This is a genomic window from Rhodococcus sp. IEGM 1241, from assembly GCF_033142365.1.
GTDB lineage: Bacteria > Actinomycetota > Actinomycetes > Mycobacteriales > Mycobacteriaceae > Rhodococcus_F > Rhodococcus_F erythropolis.
Window position 1 is genome coordinate 282912 of the sequence record NZ_JAWLSE010000002.1, and the last position, 20435, is coordinate 303346.

Here is a 20435-nt window from a genome sequence, read left to right on the forward strand (position 1 = left end):
GCGCCGCCGTCTCGCACACGCGCCTATCCTGGAACGGTGCCTACCGACAACAGCCGCCTCGACGCCCTTCCCGAGCTCCTGACCGGCCGTCGCCTGGCAGTTCTGACGGGTGCAGGCATCTCCACCGACTCCGGAATCCCGGACTACCGTGGCCCCGATTCACCCCCGCGCAATCCGATGACGTTCCAGCAGTTCATCGGGGATCCGGCGTTTCGACGTCACTACTGGGCGCGTAACCACATCGGCTGGCGATACATGGACAGCTCGCGGCCCAACCAGGGCCACCGGGCCGTCGCGGCACTCGAGCGAACAGGGCGAGCCGTCGGTGTGATCACCCAGAACGTCGACCTGCTGCACACCAAGGCCGGCGCGCGAAACGTCATCGACCTCCACGGCACCTACGCGCAGGTTCGATGCCTGAGCTGCCAGCGGCTGATCTCCCGCACCACTCTCGCCGAGAGACTGGAGGAAGCCAACCCCGGATTTGCCGAAACTGTGGCTGCTGCAACGGGAGTCGAGATCGCGCCCGATGCAGATGCCGTGATCGAATCCACCACACACTTTCGCGTCGTGGATTGCGCCGTGTGCGGTGGGCTACTCAAGCCGGACATCGTCTACTTCGGTGAATCCGTCCCCAAGGAACGTGTGGCCCGGGCGTACAGCCTCGTCGACCAAGCCGATGCACTGCTGGTAGCCGGGTCGTCGTTGACGGTGATGTCCGGTCTGCGTTTCGTGCGGCATGCCGCCAAGACCGGGAAGCCGATCGCCATCGTCAATCGCGGAACGACCCGAGGTGACGAATACGCCGACCTCAAGCTCGAAGTCGGTTGTGCTGAAGCACTTTCCGCCCTGGTCGAGTACGACAGCTACAGCGCCACCAAGTCGTCCGCGTGAACCACGGGACGCTGCATGTCGGCCGGTAGATCGGCGGTGGAGCGCCCCAGGATCTCCTCGATCTCCGCAGCGTCGAACGCAACGACACCACGAGCGACGGGCTTCTCCCCCGGTCCCATCAGCGACACGACATCGCCGGCGTGAAAATCGCCGGACACACCGACGATGCCCGCGGACAGCAGGCTTCGACGCTTGGACACCACCGCGCGAACGGCGCCTTCGTCGAGGTGAAGGTCACCCAATGTGTCAGCGGCGTGACGTACCCAGAATCGGCGAGCCGACAATCGCGTCGGCCGGGGCGCAAATGCCGTTCCGACATCGGCACCACTGAGTGCCTGCGCAGCGTCCGATGCTGCCGCGAGCAGCACCGGCACTCCGGAATCAGCGGCCAGGCGTGCTGCTGAGAGCTTTGACGCCATGCCTCCGGTACCGAGAGCGCCACCCGAACCGGCAACCACACCGTCGAGATCCTCGGGACTGTTGACCTCGGGAATCAGTGTGGCATCGCCCTTTCGGGGATCCCCGTCGTACAGGCCGTCCACATCCGACAACAGGATCAACGCGTCGGCGCCGACGAGATGAGCAACCAGAGCAGCCAACCGATCGTTGTCACCGAATCGAAGTTCGGTGGTGGCAACGGTGTCGTTCTCGTTCACGATCGCCACCGCGTGCAATGCCCGTAGCCGATCGAGTGTCCGTTGGGCGTTGCGGTGCTGCGTCCGTCGAGCGATGTCGTCCGCCGTGAGTAGAACCTGCCCGACGGTACGCCCGTAACGGGCGAACGACGTACCCCAGGCGTGAGCCAGCGCCAACTGACCGACGCTGGCCGCAGCCTGCTTGGTCGCGAGATCCCGCGGTCGCTTGGTCAGTCCCAGCGGCGCCAGTCCAGCGCCGACGGCACCGGACGAGACGACGACTACATCGGAGCCCGCGCGCATGCGGGCCTCGATGGCATCGGCCAACAGATCAAGTCGGTGAGTGTCGAGTCCCGCCACCAGACTGGTGAGCGCAGACGACCCGATCTTCACGACGATACTGTGAGCCGACGCTATCGACTCCCTGGTGGACCCGAGCACAGTCCCGTTCCCTCTCTTCGGTTTTCGTCCTGAAATCGCGTGAGTCAGGCGTCTTCGTCGAGCAGCCCGCGGCGGACGCGACGAGCATGCTTGCGCTCGTCGGCGCCGATACGCTCCACCTGATCGAGACGCGGGTCGGTTCCACGGCCCGTACGGGTCAGATCGATACCGGCGGGCGTCATCGGCTCCCACTCGAAGCTGACGTCACCGATGGTGACGGAGGCCCCTGGCTGAGCGCCCTTCTTGACCAATGCGTCCTCGACACCCAAGCGTGCAAGACGGTCGGCGAGGTAACCAACGGCTTCGTCGTTGTCGAAGGCGGTCTGACGAATCCACCGCTCCGGGCGGGTGCCTCGGACGACGAACCCACCAGGGATATCGGGATCCTTCTCGATGGTGAAGCTGGAATCCTTGACCTTGACCGGGCGAATGACCTGGCGCTTCGGCTCGGGCTTCGGATGAGCTTCGCGGTAGTCGCGGACCATCTTCGCCAGCGCGAATGTCAACGGTCGCAGACCTTCTCGGCTCACCGCCGAGATGGTGAAGACCGGCCATCCGCGAGCTTCGATCTCGGGTGTGACCATTTCGGCCAGCTCGGCTGCCTCCGGAACGTCGGTCTTGTTCAGGATGACGACGCGCGGGCGCTTGTCGAGGTCACCGAGTCCCGAGTCGCCGGAGAGCGCGGGCGTGTACGCGGCCAGCTCTGCTTCCAGGGCGTCGATGTCGGATATCGGGTCACGCCCCGGATCGAGGGTGGCGCAGTCGATCACGTGCGCCAATACGGCGCAGCGTTCGATGTGGCGCAGGAAGTCCAGGCCCAAACCGCGGCCTTCGCTGGCACCGGGGATCAGCCCGGGCACGTCGGCGACAGTGAAGGTGGTGTCACCGCTCGAGACGACGCCGAGGTTGGGGACCAGAGTGGTGAAGGGGTAGTCGGCGATCTTCGGCTTGGCCGCCGAGAGAACGGACACCAGCGAAGACTTACCGGCAGAGGGAAATCCGAGCAGACCGACGTCGGCTACCGACTTGAGTTCGAGCACCAGGTCACGCTCGACACCGTCTTCACCGAGGAGTGCGAAACCTGGGGCCTTGCGAGCCTTCGAGGCGAGTGCTGCGTTGCCGAGTCCGCCGCGGCCGCCCTGAGCGGCGTCGTAGCGCGAGCCGACACCGACGAGGTCGGCAAGGACGTTGCCGTCGGTATCGAGAACCACAGTTCCATCCGGGACCTTGAGGATGAGGTCTTCACCGTTTGCACCCTCGCGGTTACTGCCGGCGCCCTGCTTGCCGTTGGTCGCCTTCGCGTTGGGATGGAAGTGAAAGTCGAGGAGGGTGTGGATGTTCTCGTCGACCACGAGGATGACGTCGCCGCCGCGACCTCCGTTGGCACCGTCCGGACCGCCGAGCGGTTTGAACTTCTCGCGGTGTACGGAGGCGCAACCATTGCCGCCTTTTCCAGCGCTGACGTGCAGCACAACACGGTCAATGAATCGGGACATGACTGCCGGATCCTTCCTCAGTCAATTGCGGGTCTCACGCGATGAGCTGAACTTCTGGTGAGCAGGGTTGCTCGGGGTAAAACTGGCACTGCTTAAACAAACGATAGGGGCGGACCGGGTTATTTCAACCCTGGTCCGCCCCTATCGGGAGCTTGGAACGCGTCACTCTCTTACCGAAAGTAGAACCGGTGACGCACAACTAGCGAGAAAGACTAGACCTCAGCCGCAACGACGGCCGGAACGATGTTCACGGTCTTGCGTCCACGCTTCTGGCCGAACTCGACTGCACCGGCAGCGAGAGCGAACAGGGTGTCGTCGCCGCCACGGCCGACGTTGACGCCGGGGTGGAAGTGCGTGCCGCGCTGGCGAACCAGGATTTCGCCTGCGCTGACCGACTGGCCGCCGAAGCGCTTCACGCCGAGGCGCTGGGCGTTTGAATCGCGACCGTTACGGGAGCTGGATGCACCCTTCTTATGTGCCATGCTATTGACCCTCCTCGGGTGAAATTAGCTAGAAAGAACTGGTTACTTGATGCCCGTGACCTTGAGCACCGTGATCGGCTGCCTGTGGCCCTGACGCTTGTGGTAACCGGTCTTGTTCTTGAACTTGTGGATGCGGATCTTCGGGCCCTTGGTGTGCTCGACGATCTCACTGGTGACTGCGACCTTGGCCAGCTTGGCCGCGTCGGTGGTCAGGTCAGATCCGTCGACCACGAGAACGGGAGCAAGCGAGACAGCAGTGCCGGGCTCACCCTCGATCTTCTCGACCTTGACGAGGTCACCAACAGCGACCTTGTACTGCTTTCCGCCGGTCTTGACGATCGCGTACGTTGCCATCGGAGGGCTACCCCTTGCTTCTTCGAACTTGCTCGCGCTGCTGCCTGAGGCTTCAAATGCATCGCGACTGGTCTGGTTTATGTCACCTCGGCTCGGCACTGACGTACCGGGACATTCACGCGCACTCTAGGCACACGGAATCTCTACCGCCGGGTGGCGACCCTCCAAGGTTACGGGAAAGCAACCGTCAGGGTCAAACCGCCCCGCCGAGGGGTGGTGCTTACTACTCTGTACTGCTTCTACCAGCTGAAACTTCGGATAACGGTTGGATGTCCTCGCTCATCGCGAAGTCATCCAACCGACCGAAAGCCAGTAGTTCTTACTCTCCGTCTACCGGAGGACCTGCGGGGCGTGCTGCTGCACGCCTGCGACGGGGTCGCTTGACGACGACAACTTCTTCCTCAGCCGGAACTTCGGTGGCCGGAGCCGGAACGTTTTCCACGACCGCTTCTGCCACGGGTTCCGGACTCGGAATCACGAAGACCGTACCCACCTCGGGAGCTGCCTCGGCAACCGGTGCCGACGCTGCCCGCGACGCCCGGCGACTACGCCGACGACCGCGCGGAGATGCTTCGGTCGAAGCGGCCGCCGACTCGTTGTCCACTGCGGATACTTCTTCCGCAGCAGAGTCCACAACAGGAACGTCATGGCGCTCAGTAGCAGCAGGAGTATCGATCGGCCGATCCTGTTGCCGATCGGCACTTTTGGATGCATCATCCCCCGAAGACGTACCGGTGGAATCAGACTCGATCGAGTCGGCCGCGACGGTCTCGTCGTCGTCGTGGTGGTGCGAGGCCATCGCCAATGCCACCGGATGAGCCCGCTTGACGGTCGCGTCGACAGCCGGAACCTCCGGCGCCGGAGCTTCCTGTCCGTTGGACTCGGTCGAAGGCGACTTGTCTCCGCGGCCACGCTTGTTCTTGCGCGAGGTGCCGGATTCGCTTCGCTGCGAGCCCGAACGCGATCCGCCGTCATCCGAGGACTTCACCTCGACCGGCTCGGAGTGGACGATGATCCCGCGGCCGTGGCAGTGCTCACAGGTGGTCGAGAAGGCCTCGACCAATCCGGTGCCCAACTTCTTGCGCGTCATCTGCACGAGTCCGAGTGACGTGACCTCCGACACCTGATGGCGCGTGCGATCGCGACCCAGGCATTCGGTGAGCCGACGCAGGACCAGGTCCCGGTTCGATTCGAGGACCATGTCGATGAAGTCGACGACGATCATTCCGCCGATGTCCCGCAGGCGCATCTGGCGAACGATCTCCTCGGCTGCTTCGAGGTTGTTGCGGGTAACGGTCTCTTCGAGGTTTCCGCCGGCTCCGGTGAACTTTCCGGTGTTGACGTCGACGACGGTCATGGCCTCGGTGCGATCGATCACCAAGGTGCCGCCGGACGGCAGCCACACCTTGCGATCGAGCGCCTTGGCCAACTGCTCGTCGATACGGCGAGCAGCGAAGACGTCGATACCGTTGTTCGGCGTGTACTTCTCGAGTCGCGGAAGCAGGTCGGGCGCAACGGAGTTGATGTAGTTCTCGACCGTCGTATGCGCCTTCTCGCCCTCGATGACCAGCTTGGAGAAGTCCTCGTTGAACAGATCGCGAATGACCTTGACCAGCATGTCAGGCTCTTCGTACAGCGCCTGCGGGTTGCCGGACTTACCGGTGTCCGCAGCCGCGGCCTGCTCCTCGATGCCGGCCCACTGAGCCTGCAGACGAGTCACGTCGCGCGCCAACTCTTCTTCGCTGACGCCCTCGGACGCCGTGCGAATGATCACGCCGGCGTCGGCGGGAACGATGTCGCGCAAGATTTCCTTGAGACGCTTGCGCTCGGTGTCCGGAAGCTTGCGGCTGATACCCGTGGACGTACCACCGGGCACGTAGACGAGGAAACGACCGGCAAGCGAAATCTGTGTGGTCAGTCGAGCACCTTTGTGGCCGACCGGATCCTTGCTGACCTGAACGAGCACCTGATCGCCCGGCTTGAGGGCCTGCTCGATCTTGCGCGAGTTGCCACCGAGACCGGCAGCCTCCCAGTTGACCTCACCGGCGTAGAGAACGCCGTTGCGGCCACGTCCGATATCGATGAACGCCGCTTCCATGCTGGGGAGCACGTTCTGGACACGTCCGAGGTACACGTTGCCGACCATCGACGCGGACGCCGAGTTGGTGACGAAGTGCTCGACCAACACTCCGTCTTCGAGGACTGCTACCTGTGTAGTCGCATGCGGCTGACCGCTGTCTGCTCGATCACGCACAACCATGACGCGATCGACGGCCTCACGACGCGCGAGGAACTCCGACTCGGTCAGAATCGGCGGGCGACGACGGCCGGCGTCACGACCGTCGCGGCGACGCTGACGCTTGGCTTCCAGACGTGTCGAACCACTGATGCCCTGGACCTCGTCCTTGACGCGGGTCTTGTTGCGAGGTTCGCGCTCGTGAACGACGGTGTTCGGCGGATCGTCCTCGGACGTCGCAGTCGCGTCGGTGGCGCCGTCGGTGCCGGTCTTGCGACGACGACGACGGCGGCGACGGCGGCTCGATCCGTCGGCATCGAGATCGGAATCGTCGGCATTCTCGGAATCCGCATCAGCGGTGGACTCGGACTTATCACCGGATTCTTCGCCGGCAGCGTCGTCGGTTTGCTTCTCGACTGCCGCAGGGGCAGATTCCTGCTCCGATTCGGTAGCGGTATCCGACTCTTCGTCCGAGCCCTGCTCGCCACCCTGTTCACCGCGACCACGTCCACGTCCACGGCGTCCACGACGACGGCGACGCGGCTGATCGTCGTCCTCGTCCTCGGACTCGGCGCTCTCGCCCTCGGTTTGCGGTGCGGTCACAGCCGGCTCTTCGACGGCAGGAACTGCAACCGGTGCTGCCTCGGGAACGACGGTTTCGGCTTCCGCAGTTGTCTGCTTCTCTTCGACGACCGCCGGTGCAGCGGGCTCGCGGCGTGCGCGACGGCGACGCGGAGCTACCTCGGCGGCTTCGAGATCCGGCTGCAGGAACAGCGGGACCTGCGGCGCGGCGGGAGCCACCTCGGGCTGATGGGTCTGCGGCGCCTCGAAGGAAGTGAACAGATCGGACTGCTCGGCTTCCTTGCTCTGCAGCGCAGCAGCGGCGTCGAGTCCAGCGCTGATCTCGGCGACAGCCGGATCCACTGTTTCGTCGGCGGCAGGTTCTTCGGCGGCCGGTTCTTCGACAACGACCTTTTTGCGGGTGCGACGAGCCCTGACAGGCTTCTCGGCCGGAGCCTCTGCAGCAGGCTCTTCCGCAACAGGGGCCTCGGCAACCGGGGCCTCGACAACCGGGTCTATGAGGCTATCGAGCTCGGCGACGACCGGCTCGATGGCCTCGGCCGCGGAAGTCAGCGAGGCGTGAATCCGCTGGGCAACGTCACGTTGGAGACTCGACTGCGCACTGCGCAATTCGGTACCGAGCGCTGCGGCTTCGGCAAGGACCTGCTTGCTGGTGACACCGAGCAGCTTCGCCAGCGCGTGTACGCGCATCTTGTCGGGAAATTCCGGGGTGGTGCTGGAATCTGATTCGGTTGGGGATTGATCGGCCACGTAAGTCTCCTCAGCCCCCGGGCGCGTCCAACCCAGAAGTCGAGTTGTCACGCGGCCACGCGGGAGCGTGCTGTGTGTACTCGCACTCAGAAGTGAGTGCGAGATTGTAAGGTCTCGCTCCGCATGGTCCGCAATGCCCGTTATTCACTGCGAGCACATGAAGTGCCTGGCTGGATGGCCGTTGTCCTGTGCGCGAGCGCCTGATCATCCAGCGTGCAGAGGTCCAGGGATTTCCTGTTGACCTGGAGCAGCGATGAAAGGGCATCGAACCTAGGTGTCATCCGGTTGAACGTGCGTAAAACAAATTGCGGTTCAACTGAAAGCAGTATCCCACACCAACGCGCCTGCAACTGCAAAGGGCGCACCGATGTGGGATACGTGCCGAGAATTCGCTGTGGAGATGTGGGCCGAAGGCCCGTTCATGTGGGCCAGAGGCCCCGATCGAAGATTCAGATGGACGACAGCGCGGGGAACCACAGAGCGATTTCGCGCTCTGCCGACTCCACGGAGTCACTGCCGTGAACGAGGTTCTGCTGCGCTTCGAGTCCGAAGTCGCCACGGATGGTGCCCGGAAGAGCTTTGTCGACCGGGTCGGTTCCGCCGGCCAACTGACGGAAAGCAGCGATGGCGCGGGGGCCTTCGAGCACTGCGGCCACCAGCGGACCGGAGGTGATGAACTCCAACAAGCTCGGGTAGAACGGGCGCTCGGCGTGTTCTGCGTAGTGGCTACCAGCCACCTCTTCGGAAGCTACACGGAGTTCGAGTGCTGCAATTGTCAGGCCTTTGCGCTCGATACGGCTGAGGATTTCTCCTACGTATCCACGGGCAACGGCGTCGGGCTTGATCAGTACGAGGGTGCGCTCAGTCACAGCGGACAGCCTAAATGGTCAGTCCCGCTGGCCGGGAAGCAGGCCCTTGTCCATCCGGCGCTTGATGTCTCTCTGCAGGTAGACGAGGTATCCCCAGACGATCCCGAAGGTGATCGCCACACCGGCAATCGACGGGTGGACGAAGAAACCGAATAGAAGAATCACCTGCAGTGCGACGTTGAACCCCATCGCCCACGGCTTGCCCTGGACGCCGGCTCCCAGAATCATCAGTACCGCCAACCCGATGATGAATCCCGCGGAGGCCGCGGTGAGGCCACCGCCGACGACCGCGACAACCGGCAAAGCCAGCAGCACGACGATCGCCTCGAGGATCAGGGTTCCGGCCATCACTCCGCGGAAACTTTTCCAGGGGTCCTTGGTCGGAGGCCCGAACTCGCCGGCAGTGTCTCCGGACTCGGGGTCTCCGGGCTCGTGGCCTCCGGACTCGGGATTGGCATCTGACGGGGTACTCACGCGGGGTCCTTTCCGAACAGCGTGCGGGCGGCGCCTGCGGTCACGACGGATCCCGTCACCACCACACCTGCCCCTGATACGGCTTCGCCGGGTTCGGCGACCTGCTCGGCGATTTCGATCGCGACTTCCAACGCGTCGGCAAGCACCGGCGCCACGACGACGCGCTCGTCGCCGAACTTCGCGACGGCAATGTTCGCCAGCTCCTCGACATCCATCGCCCGGGGTGACCCGTTGTGGGTGACGACGATCTCGTCGAAGACGGATTCGAATGCGGTCAAGATGGCGTCGACGTCCTTGTCCGCCATCACGCTGACAACTCCCACGAGCTTGCGGAAGTCGAACTCCGCGGCCAGTGCGGCGGCGAGAGCACGCGCACCGTCGGGATTGTGGGCGGCGTCGAGAAAGACCGTCGGCGCACTCCGAACACGTTCGAGGCGACCGGGATTGACGATCGAGGCGAACCCGTTGCGGATAGCGTCCTGATCCAGTTGTCGATCCGGACCGGCGCCGAAGAACGCTTCGACGGCAGCGAGCGCGAGCGCGGCGTTGCGCGCCTGATGCTCACCGTGAAGGGGGAGGAAGATGTCGGTGTACACACCACTCAGGCCTTGAAGTTCGAGCTGCTGTCCGCCTACCGCGATCTGGCGAGCAAGCACCTTGAACTCCGAGCCTTCACGCGCGACCGCGGCCTCGACCTCGACTGCTCGCCGCAGCAATACCTCCATCACTTCTGGAGTCTGCTCGGCGATGATCGCGACGGTGTCCACCGGAACCAGGACCTCGCGGCCCTTCTTGATGATCCCGGCCTTCTCCTCCGCGATTCCGGCCAGGTCGGTGCCCAGGTACTCGGCGTGATCGAGGCTGATCGGCGTGATCACCGCGACCTGTCCGTCGATCACGTTCGTGGCGTCCCAGCGTCCGCCGAGGCCGACCTCGACCACGGCGACGTCCACCGGAGCCTCCGCGAATGCCGCATAGGCCATCGCAGTGAGCACTTCGAACTTGCTCATCGCCGGTCCCCCGGCTTCCTGCGACTGTGCGTCGATCATCTGCACGTACGGTTCGATCTCGCGGAACGTGTCCACGTAGAGCCGCGGGGAGATCGGATGACCGTCGATGCTGATCCGCTCGGTCGCGATCTGCAGATGAGGGCTGGTGGTTCGGCCGGTACGACGATGCAGAGCGCTCATCAAGGAGTCGATCATGCGCGTCACCGACGTCTTGCCGTTGGTTCCCGTGACGTGCACCGACGGATAGTTGTGCTGCGGTGAGCCCAGGACATCCATGAGCGCCTCGATACGAGTCAGTGACGGCTCGATCTTGGTCTCAGGCCAACGCTTGTCGAGTTCTGCTTCCACCAGCGCCAGTTCGGCGATGTCGACCGGGGTCGGAACCGAACTCTGAGCGTCGAATTGGGACGGCTCGTACGAACTCACTTGTCGGCCAACTCCTTCAGACGTCCTGTGATGCGCTCGATCTCTTCGACGGCGATCTGGCGACGTGTCTTGATCTTGTCGACGACGGCGTCGGGCGCCTTCGCCAGGAAGGCCTCGTTCGCCAGCTTGTTGTCAGCGGTGACGAGCTCCTTCTGCGCTGCCGCGAGGTCCTTTTCGAGCCGCTTCTTCTCCGCGCCGAGGTCGATGGTGCCCGAGGTGTCGATGTCGACCGTGACGGTGCCCTGGCTCAGACGCACCTCGACGGAGATCGACGCGGTGAATCCCTCTTCGGGTTCGGTGAGCTTGGCAAGCGCCGCCACGTAGGCGAACTGGCCGTCCATGCCTGCCTCCGAGAGCCCGGACGCACGAGCCGGAACCTTCTGGGAAGGCTTGAGCCCCTGATCGTTTCGGAAACGTCGCACCTCGGTGATCAGCTTCTGGGTGTCTTCGATCCTGGTGGCGGCCTGGGTGTCGACTGCCACACCGGACAACGTCGGCCAGTCGGCGACGACGACGGATTCGCCGCCGGTGAGCACCTTCCACAGGGTTTCGGTCACGAACGGAATGACCGGGTGCAGGAGGCGGAGCAGTGCATCGAGAACGTTGCCGAGCACGGCGCGGGTGTTCGCGGCGACAGCCTCGTCGGCGGCGAACTGCACCTTGGCGAGTTCGAGGTACCAGTCACAGACCTCGTCCCACGCGAAGTGGAACAAGCCTTCGCACGCCTTGCTGAACTCGTAGCGATCGAATGCGGCGTCCGCCTCGGCCTGGACCGTGTCGAGACGGTCGAGGATCCAACGATCGGCGTCGGTCAGTTCGCTTCGAGCGGGTAGCGGCGCGGGAGCAGCGCCGTTCATCAGTGCGAACTTGGTCGCATTGAACAACTTGGTCGCGAAGTTGCGCGAGGACTGCGCCGAATCCTCACCGACGGACAGGTCACTGCCCGGGTTGGCGCCGCGCGCGAGTGTGAATCGCAGGGCGTCGGCGCCGAAACGATCGACCCAGTCGAGTGGGTCGATACCGTTGCCGCGAGACTTCGACATCTTCTTGCCGTACTGATCGCGGACCAGTCCGTGCAGGAACACGTCCTTGAACGGCATCTGCGCACCGGACTTACCCGGACCGGCGGTGATCGACTCGTCCTCGGACACGTAGGTGCCGAACATCATCATACGGGCGACCCAGAAGAACAGGATGTCGTAGCCGGTGACGAGAACGCTGGTGGGATAGAACTTTTCGAGCTCGGGCGTGTTGTCCGGCCAGCCCATCGTCGAGAAGGGCCACAGTCCCGAGGAGAACCAGGTGTCGAGGACGTCAGGATCCTGGACCCAGCCTTCCGGCGCTGTTTCGTCGGGACCGAAGCACGCAACTTCACCCTCGGGGCCGTACCAGACCGGAATGCGGTGGCCCCACCAGAGTTGGCGGGAAATGCACCAGTCGTGCATGTTGTCGACCCAGTCGAACCATCGCGGTTCCTGGCTCGCCGGGTGAATGACGGTGTCCCCGTTGCGAACCGCGTCACCCGCAGCCTTGGCGAGCGTCTCGACCTTGACCCACCACTGCAACGAGAGACGAGGCTCGATGGCCTCGCCACTGCGCTCGGAGTGCCCGACGCTGTGCAGGTACGGGCGCTTCTCGGCGACGACGCGGCCCTGCTCGGCGAGAGCTTCGCGAACCTTGACGCGAGCCTCGAAGCGGTCCATACCGTCGAATTCGGTTCCCGTGTCGGCGATCTTGCCGGTCTTGTCCATGATGGTGGGCATCGGCAGGTTGTGCCGCAGGCCCATCTCGAAGTCGTTGGGGTCGTGAGCCGGCGTGATCTTCACTGCGCCGGTTCCGAACTCGGGGTCGACGTAGTCGTCCGCGATGATCGGAATCTGACGCCCGGTGAACGGATGATCGAGAGTGGTTCCGATGAGGTGCTTGTAGCGCTCGTCTTCGGGATGGACCGCCACTGCGGTATCACCGAGCATCGTCTCGACGCGAGTGGTCGCGACGATGACGTGCGGCTCGTTGTCGTCGAGCGAGCCGTAGCGCAGGGAAACCAGCTCACCCTCGACGTCCTCGAACTTCACCTCGATGTCGGAGATCGCGGTCTGCAGCACCGGCGACCAGTTCACGAGACGCTCGGCGCGGTAGATCAGACCCTCGTCGAACATGCGCTTGAAGACGGTCTGAACGGCGCGCGAGAGGCCCTCGTCCATCGTGAAACGATCGCGACTCCAGTCGACACCGTCACCGATGCGCCGCATCTGGCCCCCGATGGTTCCACCGGATTCGCGCTTCCAGTCCCAGACCTTGTCGATGAAGAGCTCGCGGCCGAAATCTTCCTTTGTCTTGCCGTCGGCAGCGAGTTGCTTCTCGACGACGGACTGCGTGGCGATACCGGCGTGATCCATGCCAGGTAGCCACAGCACCTCGTAGCCCTGCATCCGCTTGCGACGGCTGAGCACGTCCATGAGGGTGTGATCCAGGGCATGGCCCATGTGCAAGCTGCCCGTGACGTTCGGGGGCGGCAGCACGATGGAGTAGCCGGGCTTGTCGCTGGTCGCGTCGGCCTGGAAGTACCCGGCGTCTACCCAGCCTTGATACAGATCGGCCTCTACAGCGCTGGGGTCCCAGCTCTTGGGTAGGGCGTCGGCGGGGGTCTGGGGGTTCTCTGGAGCTGCACTGGTCACCACTTGATCCTAATGACTCCCCCGTCGTGAACGAATTCGCCCGTCGGCCGCCACGGCGCACACGAACGACTGCCCCGCAGTCCGGGGTCAGCCGAACAAACGATATTCACCGATCCGCTCCGCTGACAGGATCGCTCTGAAGGACGACCGACCAACTACCTGTGGAGCAAATATGTTGAACAACTGGAGTTCTCGCCGTCCCGGCGTTCGAACCTTGGCGGCGGCCGCGACGATCGGAGCGGCGGTTGCCCTCGTGCTTCCGGCGACTGCGTCCGCTGCCCCCGGCATCGAAGAAAGTGTGCAAGGAAGCATCGACAGTGGCAGCGCCACGATCAACGGAAGCGTCGGCGATATCGGGAACGACATCGCAAACGGCATCGCCAGCGGCAGCGTGGGCGACATCGTCGGCGGGATTGCCACTGGGAACCTCAACGACGTCCTCGGCGGCCTGAACGCCGGTTCGACCAGCGCGACGGACATCGTCAACGGCCTGGCCAGTGGCAACGTCAGCGACATTCTCAGTGGCCTGGCCAGCGGCAGCGGCGGCGGCGGATCGTTTGCACCCACGCAGCGGTGTGACGCCTCGACGGTCTCCGGCGGCGCAGGAATCACCAGCACCAAGCACGAGCTCGGCCGCGGCGGACCGACGTCGTTCGTACTCGGCTACGAAACCGAGGACATCCCGGACCTGATCGAGGTGTACTACGAAGGTCGGTTGATCCACAGCACCGGATACATCGGCGACGACATCAACGAGGGAACCGGTTCGGCGGTCGTCAACGTGCCCGCCGGCGGTGCATCGTCCGTGCTGGTTCGCGTCACGGGCCCTGACCACACCGAGTGGTCGTACACCGTTCGTTGCCCCGGCGCCTGAGTCCGGTCCGGATCCGCGCGAAGACGATCGTGCCTCGTTCGGCTGCTTCAGCCGAACGAGGCATGCGCGCGTTCAGCCCAGAATCTCCGGCAGCGCGACATCTTCGCCGAGAACGTGCTCGGAGAGGAACGCGGTGACCACCTCGTACCAGATCTTGGTGTGCTGTGGCTTGAGCACCCAGTGATTCTCGTCGGGGAAGTACAGGAAGCGATGGTCCGTTTTCCCGTCGTCGTCGGCGGGCAGACCTGACTCGGCGAGCAGTTCGTACCAGAGTCGCAAGCCCTCACCGATCGGAACCCGGTAGTCCTTGTCGCCATGGATGACCAGCATCGGAGTCGTGATGTCCGCGACGTACAGGTGTGGCGAGTTCTCGACGGCCATCTCCGGCGACATCTCGCGTTGCCAGTACCAGGCCGCGTCCGTCGTCGGGCCGAATTGATCGAGTGCCCAGAGGCTTGCGTGGGTGACGATCGCGTCGAAACGGTTGGTATGGCCGGCGATCCAGTTGGCCATGTAACCGCCGAACGAACCACCCATCGCGCCGGTTCGCTTGGGGTCGATCTCGGGCTGCGCGACGGCAGCATCGGTGATCGCCATCAGGTCGGTGAAGGGCGCCTTGCCCCACTGACCCCACCCGCGCTGGACGAAATCCTGCCCGTATCCGGTCGAGAGTGCGGGATCGGGCAGCAGTACGGCATAGCCCTTGGCGACGAGCAGCCACGGGTTCCACCGCCAGGACCAGGTGTTCCACGAACCGAGTGGGCCGCCGTGGACCCAGAGGAGCAACGGCACCGGTGCGTGCGGTGCGGCGCCGGTCGGCAGTGCCAACCAACTCCGGATTGTCGAACCGTCCTCGGCGCGAGCGGTGATCTCGGTCAGTGTTCCCGGCAGCTCCGGCAATGCGTCGGGTCCACGAAGTGCAGTGATCTCACCGGATCCCAGATCCACCCGCACCACGTGCGGCGGCGCTTCGTACGAGGCTCGCAACGCGTAGATCGACTCGCCGTCCGGCGCCACTCGAACATCGGTGTACGCCGCGTCGTCGGCTGTCAGGCGCACCGGCTGACCCCACAGGTCGATGGTGAAGATCGGCCCTCGGCCGCCGTCGTCAGCGGTGACCACCAGCCCGGATCCGTCGGGTAGCCAGGCAAGTGAGGTAGGCCAGCGATCCCAGCCGTCGGCCACGCCGGTCACGGCACCGGATCCCAAGTCGTAGAGCTGCAGAGTCATTCGCGGTGCGGACTCCGGCGTGGTGAGAGTCTCCCGGATGAACGCGAGCTTGGTTCCGTCCGGCGAGAGCACCGGGTTGTAGACGTCCGCGTCGGCCTCGTCGACAAGGGTGGTTCGGTCGCCGGTCACCGTGTCGATCCGAACCAACGTCGATCGGCGGGCGGCACTCGCATCGCCGACAGTCCACGTTGTCACGACGAAGAGACCGTCGTCGGAAATCGTGGTCGACGTCTCTCGCAGCGCCGCGCCTGCAGTTGGAGTGATGTCCCGCAACTCGACGGATTCCTTCGAATCCGTCTCGGCGACAACCAGATGCGGATGATCGGGGCCCAGGTCGTGGTCCCAGTGCCGCACCGGATAACCAGTGTGCAGCATCGCCGTGACCTTCTTGTCCTTGCGCGCCGATCGCACCTGATCGTCCTGGTCGAGGCTGATCGCCGAAGCCATGACCGAAGTCTGGGCCACGAACGTCGGCGCCGCCTTGGCCGCTGATACCGACGAGACACCACCGGGACGTGAGATCAACAGCTGAGCTTCTCCGCCCGCCGCGGGCAAGCGCCAGAGTGCGGGTTGCGGATCGCTCTCGCCCGGCACGGCTCGCGTGGCGGTGAAGAGCACGTCGCCGTCGAACGCGAAGGCAGCACCCGACTCGCTGGTCGAGCCCCAGGTCAACCGACGCGCCGGACGCCGACCTTCCGGGTCGATCTCCCACAACGAGGACACGTATTCGGCGCTCTTGTCGTCGAGAACGGCGCGCGCGCAGATCAGCAGCGAGCCGTCGGGTGACAACACCAGGCCGGACAACCTGGCCAAGGCGATGTAGTCGTCGAGTTCGTCGAACGGTGTGCCTGCGTGGAGCTCGGGAATCTGGGTCACCACTAGTTGGTATCACGCGCCCCGCGGTTGACGCATCATTGCGTAGATCGTCGGCCCGCCGCCTGGCATGACGATGTCACGGGTCACTTCGAAACCGAAGCGGTTGTAGTACGGGATGTTCGATTCCTTGCTGCTCTCGAGGTAAGCGTCGACGTGTTCACGATCGCAACGCTCCAACCGGGAGTTCAGTAGGGCTTTGCCGTATCCCCCACCGCGCGCCGCGCTGCCGGTCCCGACCGTCGCGAGATACCAGTGCGGCGAATTCGGATGTGCTCCTTCGAGAACGGAGCTGACCTCGGCCGCGTGTCGTAGCCCCCTGCCGAAGACACGCACCATTGCGGGCAGGCTCACGAGCCCGGAAATCCACGACTGCTTCCACCGCCCCGGCGGATCCCACAGAGTTGCCCCGCCGATCACGCCGTTGTCATCGGTGGCTACCTCGACACCGCCACCGGCGAAGTGGTGGTAACGAGCTTCTGCGGCAAACAGTTTCGTCAGGCGCTCAGCCCTGGAGTCCTCGTCCGGCAACATCCAGGCCATCAAAGGATCATCTTCGAACGCCTCGGCCAACACCGCCGACAGCGCCGGAATATCGGATCGGACAGCCGGCCGCACGTGTACACCCATGAGGCGAGAGTACCGCCGACTGCCCGAATCCCTGGACTTTGAACAGCGCTGTCCTTGAACCGATCAGACGAGCAAGCCCGCAATCCGCGGCGGAATCTGTTCGAGCGCATACGGCAAGCTCAGTACGGTGCTCCACGTCATGGCTTCGGCAGCAGCGTCTTCCAGAATGATCGCGCGGCCGTCCTTCACGACGTCGAGTTCCTGGTAGATCGGGGTCTTGTCCAATTCCGCCCGAAGCTTGTCGCCGTAGCCACCACCGGCGTACCAGACGAGTACGTCGACGTCCGCAAGCGAGAGTTGCTCGGTGCTGATCTCGGCGAAGTTACCCGTGATCTGATCGGTGACAGGCGGATTCACGAATCCGAGTTCAGTGAAGAACCTCACCTTGGGGTCTTCCGGTCCGTAGACCCCGAATTGCCCCGGCCCCTTCAACGCGCCGACCAGAACGGTCTTGCCGGCAAACGCCGGATTGGCCGTCTTCACGTCGGCGAACTTCTTGTCGACGCCGGCGATCAGCTCGGTGGCCTTTCCTTGCTGCCCCAGCGCTTCGCCGATGATGGTCGTCTGGTTCTGCCAGGGGATTCCGTAATCCGCGAACTCCTTCGGCTGCGCCACCGTCGGCGCTATGGCACTGAGTTTGTCGTACTGCGCCTGAGTGAGCCCGGAGTAGGTGCCGACAATCAGGTCGGGTGTCGTGGCAGCGACCTTCTCCATCTGAATGGTGGTGCCCGCGGTTCCGATGATCTCGGGAGTCGCCCCGTTCAACAACGGCTGCGCCCATGGCCACACACCGTAGGGGTAATCGCCGTACCAGTCGAAGGTTCCGACCAAAGTCCCACCGAGGGCGAGGATCGCATCTTGATCGTTGTATCCGACACTGACGATCCGCTGCGGATCCTCGGGCAGCTCGGTAGCCCCAAATTTGTGGGTGATCGATCCCGCAGAGTCGCCGCTGGGGGGCGTGTCCTCGTCGTTCGAACTGGAACAGGCTGCGGCGAATGCCAGCAACGCTCCCGACGTGCCGATCAGAAATCCGCGCCGGGTCAGCCGACCTGCGTCCGTTCGATCCATGCTCTTACCCCTTAAGTCCGCTCGTTCGGTAGGTAAGGCTAGCCGATGAATGTCGCATTCCGGTGAGTTCGACCGGCCCATTCGATGGCAGTACCGCGCCGTTCGGGCCAGTATGGAGACATGACGCGCCAGGGCCCCTCGAAAGACATCGACGAATCGGATCTCGAAGTCACGCACCCCAAGGACTACGCCGCCGGAGTGCCGGCCGTTCTGGTGTCGCTGCAACGAGGAATCGAGCAGATGGGAGCCCTGCGGACCGCCCGAACGCTCACCAGGCTCAACCAGCGTCACGGCTTCGACTGCCCGGGGTGTGCGTGGCCGGAGACTCCCGGACATCGCAAGCCCGCCGAGTTCTGCGAGAACGGAGCGAAGGCCGTTGCCGAGGAAGCAACGCTTCGCACGGTCACGCCTGAATTCTTCGCGGAGCACTCGATCGCCGACCTCGAAGGCAAGACCGATTACTGGCTCGGCCAACAAGGCCGACTGACGCACCCGATGGTCCTGACCCCGGGAGCAACCCATTACCAGCCGATCGACTGGGACGGCGCGTACGCACTGATCGCCGAACATCTGAACGGCCTCGCGTCGCCGGACGAAGCAGTGTTCTACACCTCCGGCCGCACATCCAACGAAGCAGCGTTTCTCTACCAGTTGATGATTCGAAGCTACGGCACCAACAACATGCCCGACTGTTCCAACATGTGTCACGAGTCGTCCGGAAGCGCACTGACCGAATCCATCGGCATCGGCAAAGGCTCGGTGACGGTTCCCGACCTCGAGAACGCCGATCTCATCCTCATCGCCGGACAGAATCCCGGCACCAACCACCCTCGAATGCTCTCGACACTCGAGAAGGCAAAGGGCAACGGCGCCAAGATCATTGCCATCAATCCCCTCCCCGAGGCGGGATTGCGGCGGTTCAAGGATCCGCAGAAAGTCTCCGGCGTGATCGGGCACGGAGTCGACATCGCGGACGAGTTCCTGCAGATCCGGCTGGGCGGCGACATGGCGCTGTTCCAAGGCTTGGGGAAGCTGCTGCTCGAGCAGGAAGATCGCGCTCCCGGCACCGTGGTCGATCGCGCATTCGTCGACCGCTATTGCGCCGGTTGGGACGAATACGAGAAGCACATCCGCGCGGTCGATCTCGACACGGTACTCGAGGCGACGGGCCTGTCGATGGCGCAGCTCGAGGAAACGGCTGGCGCGCTTGCCCGATCCGAGCGAACCGTCACCTGCTGGGCCATGGGCATCACTCAGCACACACACGGAGTCGCCACCATCGAAGAAGCGGTCAACCTGCTGCTCATGCGTGGAATGATGGGCAAACCCGGTGCCGGGGTCTGTCCGGTGCGAGGACACTCCAATGTCCAGGGTGACCGCACGATGGGCATCTGGGAGAAGATGCCGGAAGAGTTCCTGGCCGCGCTCGACACCGAGTTCTCGATCTCGAGCCCCCGCAAGCACGGGTGGGACACCGTGGACGCGATCCGCGCGATGAATGCCGGCAAGGCAAGCTTCTTCATGGCGATGGGCGGCAACTTCATCCAGGCCAGCCCGGACACCGCAGCCACCGAAACCGCGCTGCGCCAATGCGAACTCACCGTTCAGGTTTCCACCAAACTGAACCGAAGCCACGTCGTTCACGGGCAAACCGCAATCATCCTCCCCACCCTCGGACGCACGGACCTCGACGTCCAGGCCGGCGGAAAGCAGCTTGTCTCCGTGGAAGATTCGATGTCCATGGTGCACCTGTCGCGCGGACGCCTCACGCCGGTCAGCCCCTACCTACGTAGCGAAGTCGCCATCATCTGCCAACTCGCCCGCGAACTACTCGGCAGCGATCACTCCGTCCGCTGGTCGGCCTTCGAGGGCAACTACGACCTGATTCGCGACTCCATCTCACGAGTGGTGCCCGGATGCGAAAACTACAACACCCGGGTTCGCCAGCCGGATGGATTCCAGCTCCCACACCCACCGCGTGACTCGCGTGAGTTCCGCACGCACACCGGCAAAGCCAACTTCGGCGTGAACGAACTGCACTGGATACCCACCCCGAGCGGGCGCCTGATACTGCAGACCATGCGCAGCCACGACCAGTACAACACCACGATCTACGGCCTCGACGACAGATACCGCGGCATCAAGGGCGGACGCAAGGTCATCCTCGTCAATGCCGAAGACATCACTGCACTCGGCTTCCGCGACGGCGATCTCGTCGACATCGTGTCCGAGTGGACAACACCAGACGGAACACTCGAAGAGCGTCGGGTCACGGAATTCCGCATCGTCTCCTACGACACCCCCCGCGGCAATGCGGCGGCGTACTACCCCGAGACAAATCCGCTCGTTCCCCTCGAACACGTTGCAGCCAAGTCGAACACGCCGGTCTCGAAGGCCGTCACTGTTCGACTCGAAGCATCAGGCGCCTGA

General features: G+C 64.0%; 15 protein-coding genes. 3 read left to right on the plus strand and 12 right to left on the minus strand.

Going from position 1 to position 20435, the window contains the following annotated elements:
- The first annotated feature begins 36 nt into the window (after positions 1-36).
- Complete coding sequence (locus tag R4P70_RS10980; protein WP_317830801.1) at positions 37-894, plus strand: NAD-dependent protein deacetylase; 858 nt, start codon at positions 37-39, stop codon at positions 892-894.
- Here R4P70_RS10980 and proB read toward each other — a convergent pair.
- From proB to R4P70_RS11025, 9 genes are all read right to left on the minus strand, one after another.
- Positions 867-1970 (minus strand): glutamate 5-kinase, encoded by a 1104-nt coding sequence (gene proB / locus R4P70_RS10985; protein ID WP_317830802.1) that lies wholly within the window; start codon positions 1968-1970, stop codon positions 867-869. The two genes, R4P70_RS10980 and proB, sit on opposite strands and share 28 nt — an antisense overlap.
- Before the next feature lie 44 nt (positions 1971-2014).
- Positions 2015-3466: a GTPase ObgE gene (gene obgE, locus R4P70_RS10990; RefSeq protein ID WP_019749068.1), complete on the minus strand. Its 1452-nt coding sequence runs from the start codon at positions 3464-3466 to the stop codon at positions 2015-2017.
- Positions 3467-3678: 212 nt separating this feature from the next.
- Positions 3679-3948 (minus strand): 50S ribosomal protein L27, encoded by a 270-nt coding sequence (gene rpmA / locus R4P70_RS10995; protein ID WP_003944532.1) that lies wholly within the window; start codon positions 3946-3948, stop codon positions 3679-3681.
- 42 nt (positions 3949-3990) lie between these two features.
- Positions 3991-4302 carry a 50S ribosomal protein L21 gene (gene rplU / locus R4P70_RS11000; RefSeq protein ID WP_003944533.1) on the minus strand — a complete coding sequence of 104 codons (312 nt, stop codon included), beginning with the start codon at positions 4300-4302 and terminating at the stop codon, positions 3991-3993.
- Positions 4303-4621: 319 nt separating this feature from the next.
- Positions 4622-7870 carry a translation initiation factor IF-2 N-terminal domain-containing protein gene (locus R4P70_RS11005; RefSeq protein ID WP_317830803.1) on the minus strand — a complete coding sequence of 1083 codons (3249 nt, stop codon included), beginning with the start codon at positions 7868-7870 and terminating at the stop codon, positions 4622-4624.
- A 449-nt stretch (positions 7871-8319) separates the two neighbouring features.
- Entirely contained in the window at positions 8320-8739 is a 420-nt protein-coding gene (ndk, locus tag R4P70_RS11010; RefSeq protein ID WP_019749070.1) for a nucleoside-diphosphate kinase, read from the minus strand.
- 18 nt (positions 8740-8757) lie between these two features.
- On the minus strand, positions 8758-9213 hold the full coding sequence (locus R4P70_RS11015; protein WP_019749071.1) for a DUF4233 domain-containing protein: 456 nt from the start codon (positions 9211-9213) through the stop codon (positions 8758-8760).
- The gene (folC, locus tag R4P70_RS11020; RefSeq protein ID WP_317830804.1) at positions 9210-10649 is read right to left on the minus strand and encodes a bifunctional tetrahydrofolate synthase/dihydrofolate synthase; all 1440 of its coding nucleotides are present in this window, start codon (positions 10647-10649) and stop codon (positions 9210-9212) included. The genes R4P70_RS11015 and folC overlap by 4 nt, the downstream gene beginning before the upstream one ends.
- A complete protein-coding gene (locus R4P70_RS11025) occupies positions 10646-13327 on the minus strand; it encodes a valine--tRNA ligase (protein WP_024487630.1) in 2682 nt (893 codons plus the stop codon). The genes folC and R4P70_RS11025 overlap by 4 nt, the downstream gene beginning before the upstream one ends.
- Before the next feature lie 172 nt (positions 13328-13499).
- Between R4P70_RS11025 and R4P70_RS11030 the strand changes: the two genes are divergently transcribed.
- The gene (locus R4P70_RS11030; RefSeq protein ID WP_317830805.1) at positions 13500-14201 is read left to right on the plus strand and encodes a hypothetical protein; all 702 of its coding nucleotides are present in this window, start codon (positions 13500-13502) and stop codon (positions 14199-14201) included.
- A gap of 72 nt (positions 14202-14273) precedes the next feature.
- Here the strand turns inward: R4P70_RS11030 and R4P70_RS11035 are convergent, their stop codons facing one another.
- The 3 genes from R4P70_RS11035 to R4P70_RS11045 form a co-directional block, all read right to left on the minus strand.
- The gene (locus tag R4P70_RS11035) at positions 14274-16307 is read right to left on the minus strand and encodes a S9 family peptidase (RefSeq protein ID WP_317830806.1); all 2034 of its coding nucleotides are present in this window, start codon (positions 16305-16307) and stop codon (positions 14274-14276) included.
- A 12-nt stretch (positions 16308-16319) separates the two neighbouring features.
- On the minus strand, positions 16320-16934 hold the full coding sequence (locus tag R4P70_RS11040) for a GNAT family N-acetyltransferase (protein ID WP_003944518.1): 615 nt from the start codon (positions 16932-16934) through the stop codon (positions 16320-16322).
- A gap of 63 nt (positions 16935-16997) precedes the next feature.
- Entirely contained in the window at positions 16998-18005 is a 1008-nt protein-coding gene (locus tag R4P70_RS11045) for an iron-siderophore ABC transporter substrate-binding protein (RefSeq protein WP_019749076.1), read from the minus strand.
- 120 nt (positions 18006-18125) lie between these two features.
- Between R4P70_RS11045 and R4P70_RS11050 the strand changes: the two genes are divergently transcribed.
- A complete protein-coding gene (locus tag R4P70_RS11050; protein ID WP_317830807.1) occupies positions 18126-20435 on the plus strand; it encodes an FdhF/YdeP family oxidoreductase in 2310 nt (769 codons plus the stop codon).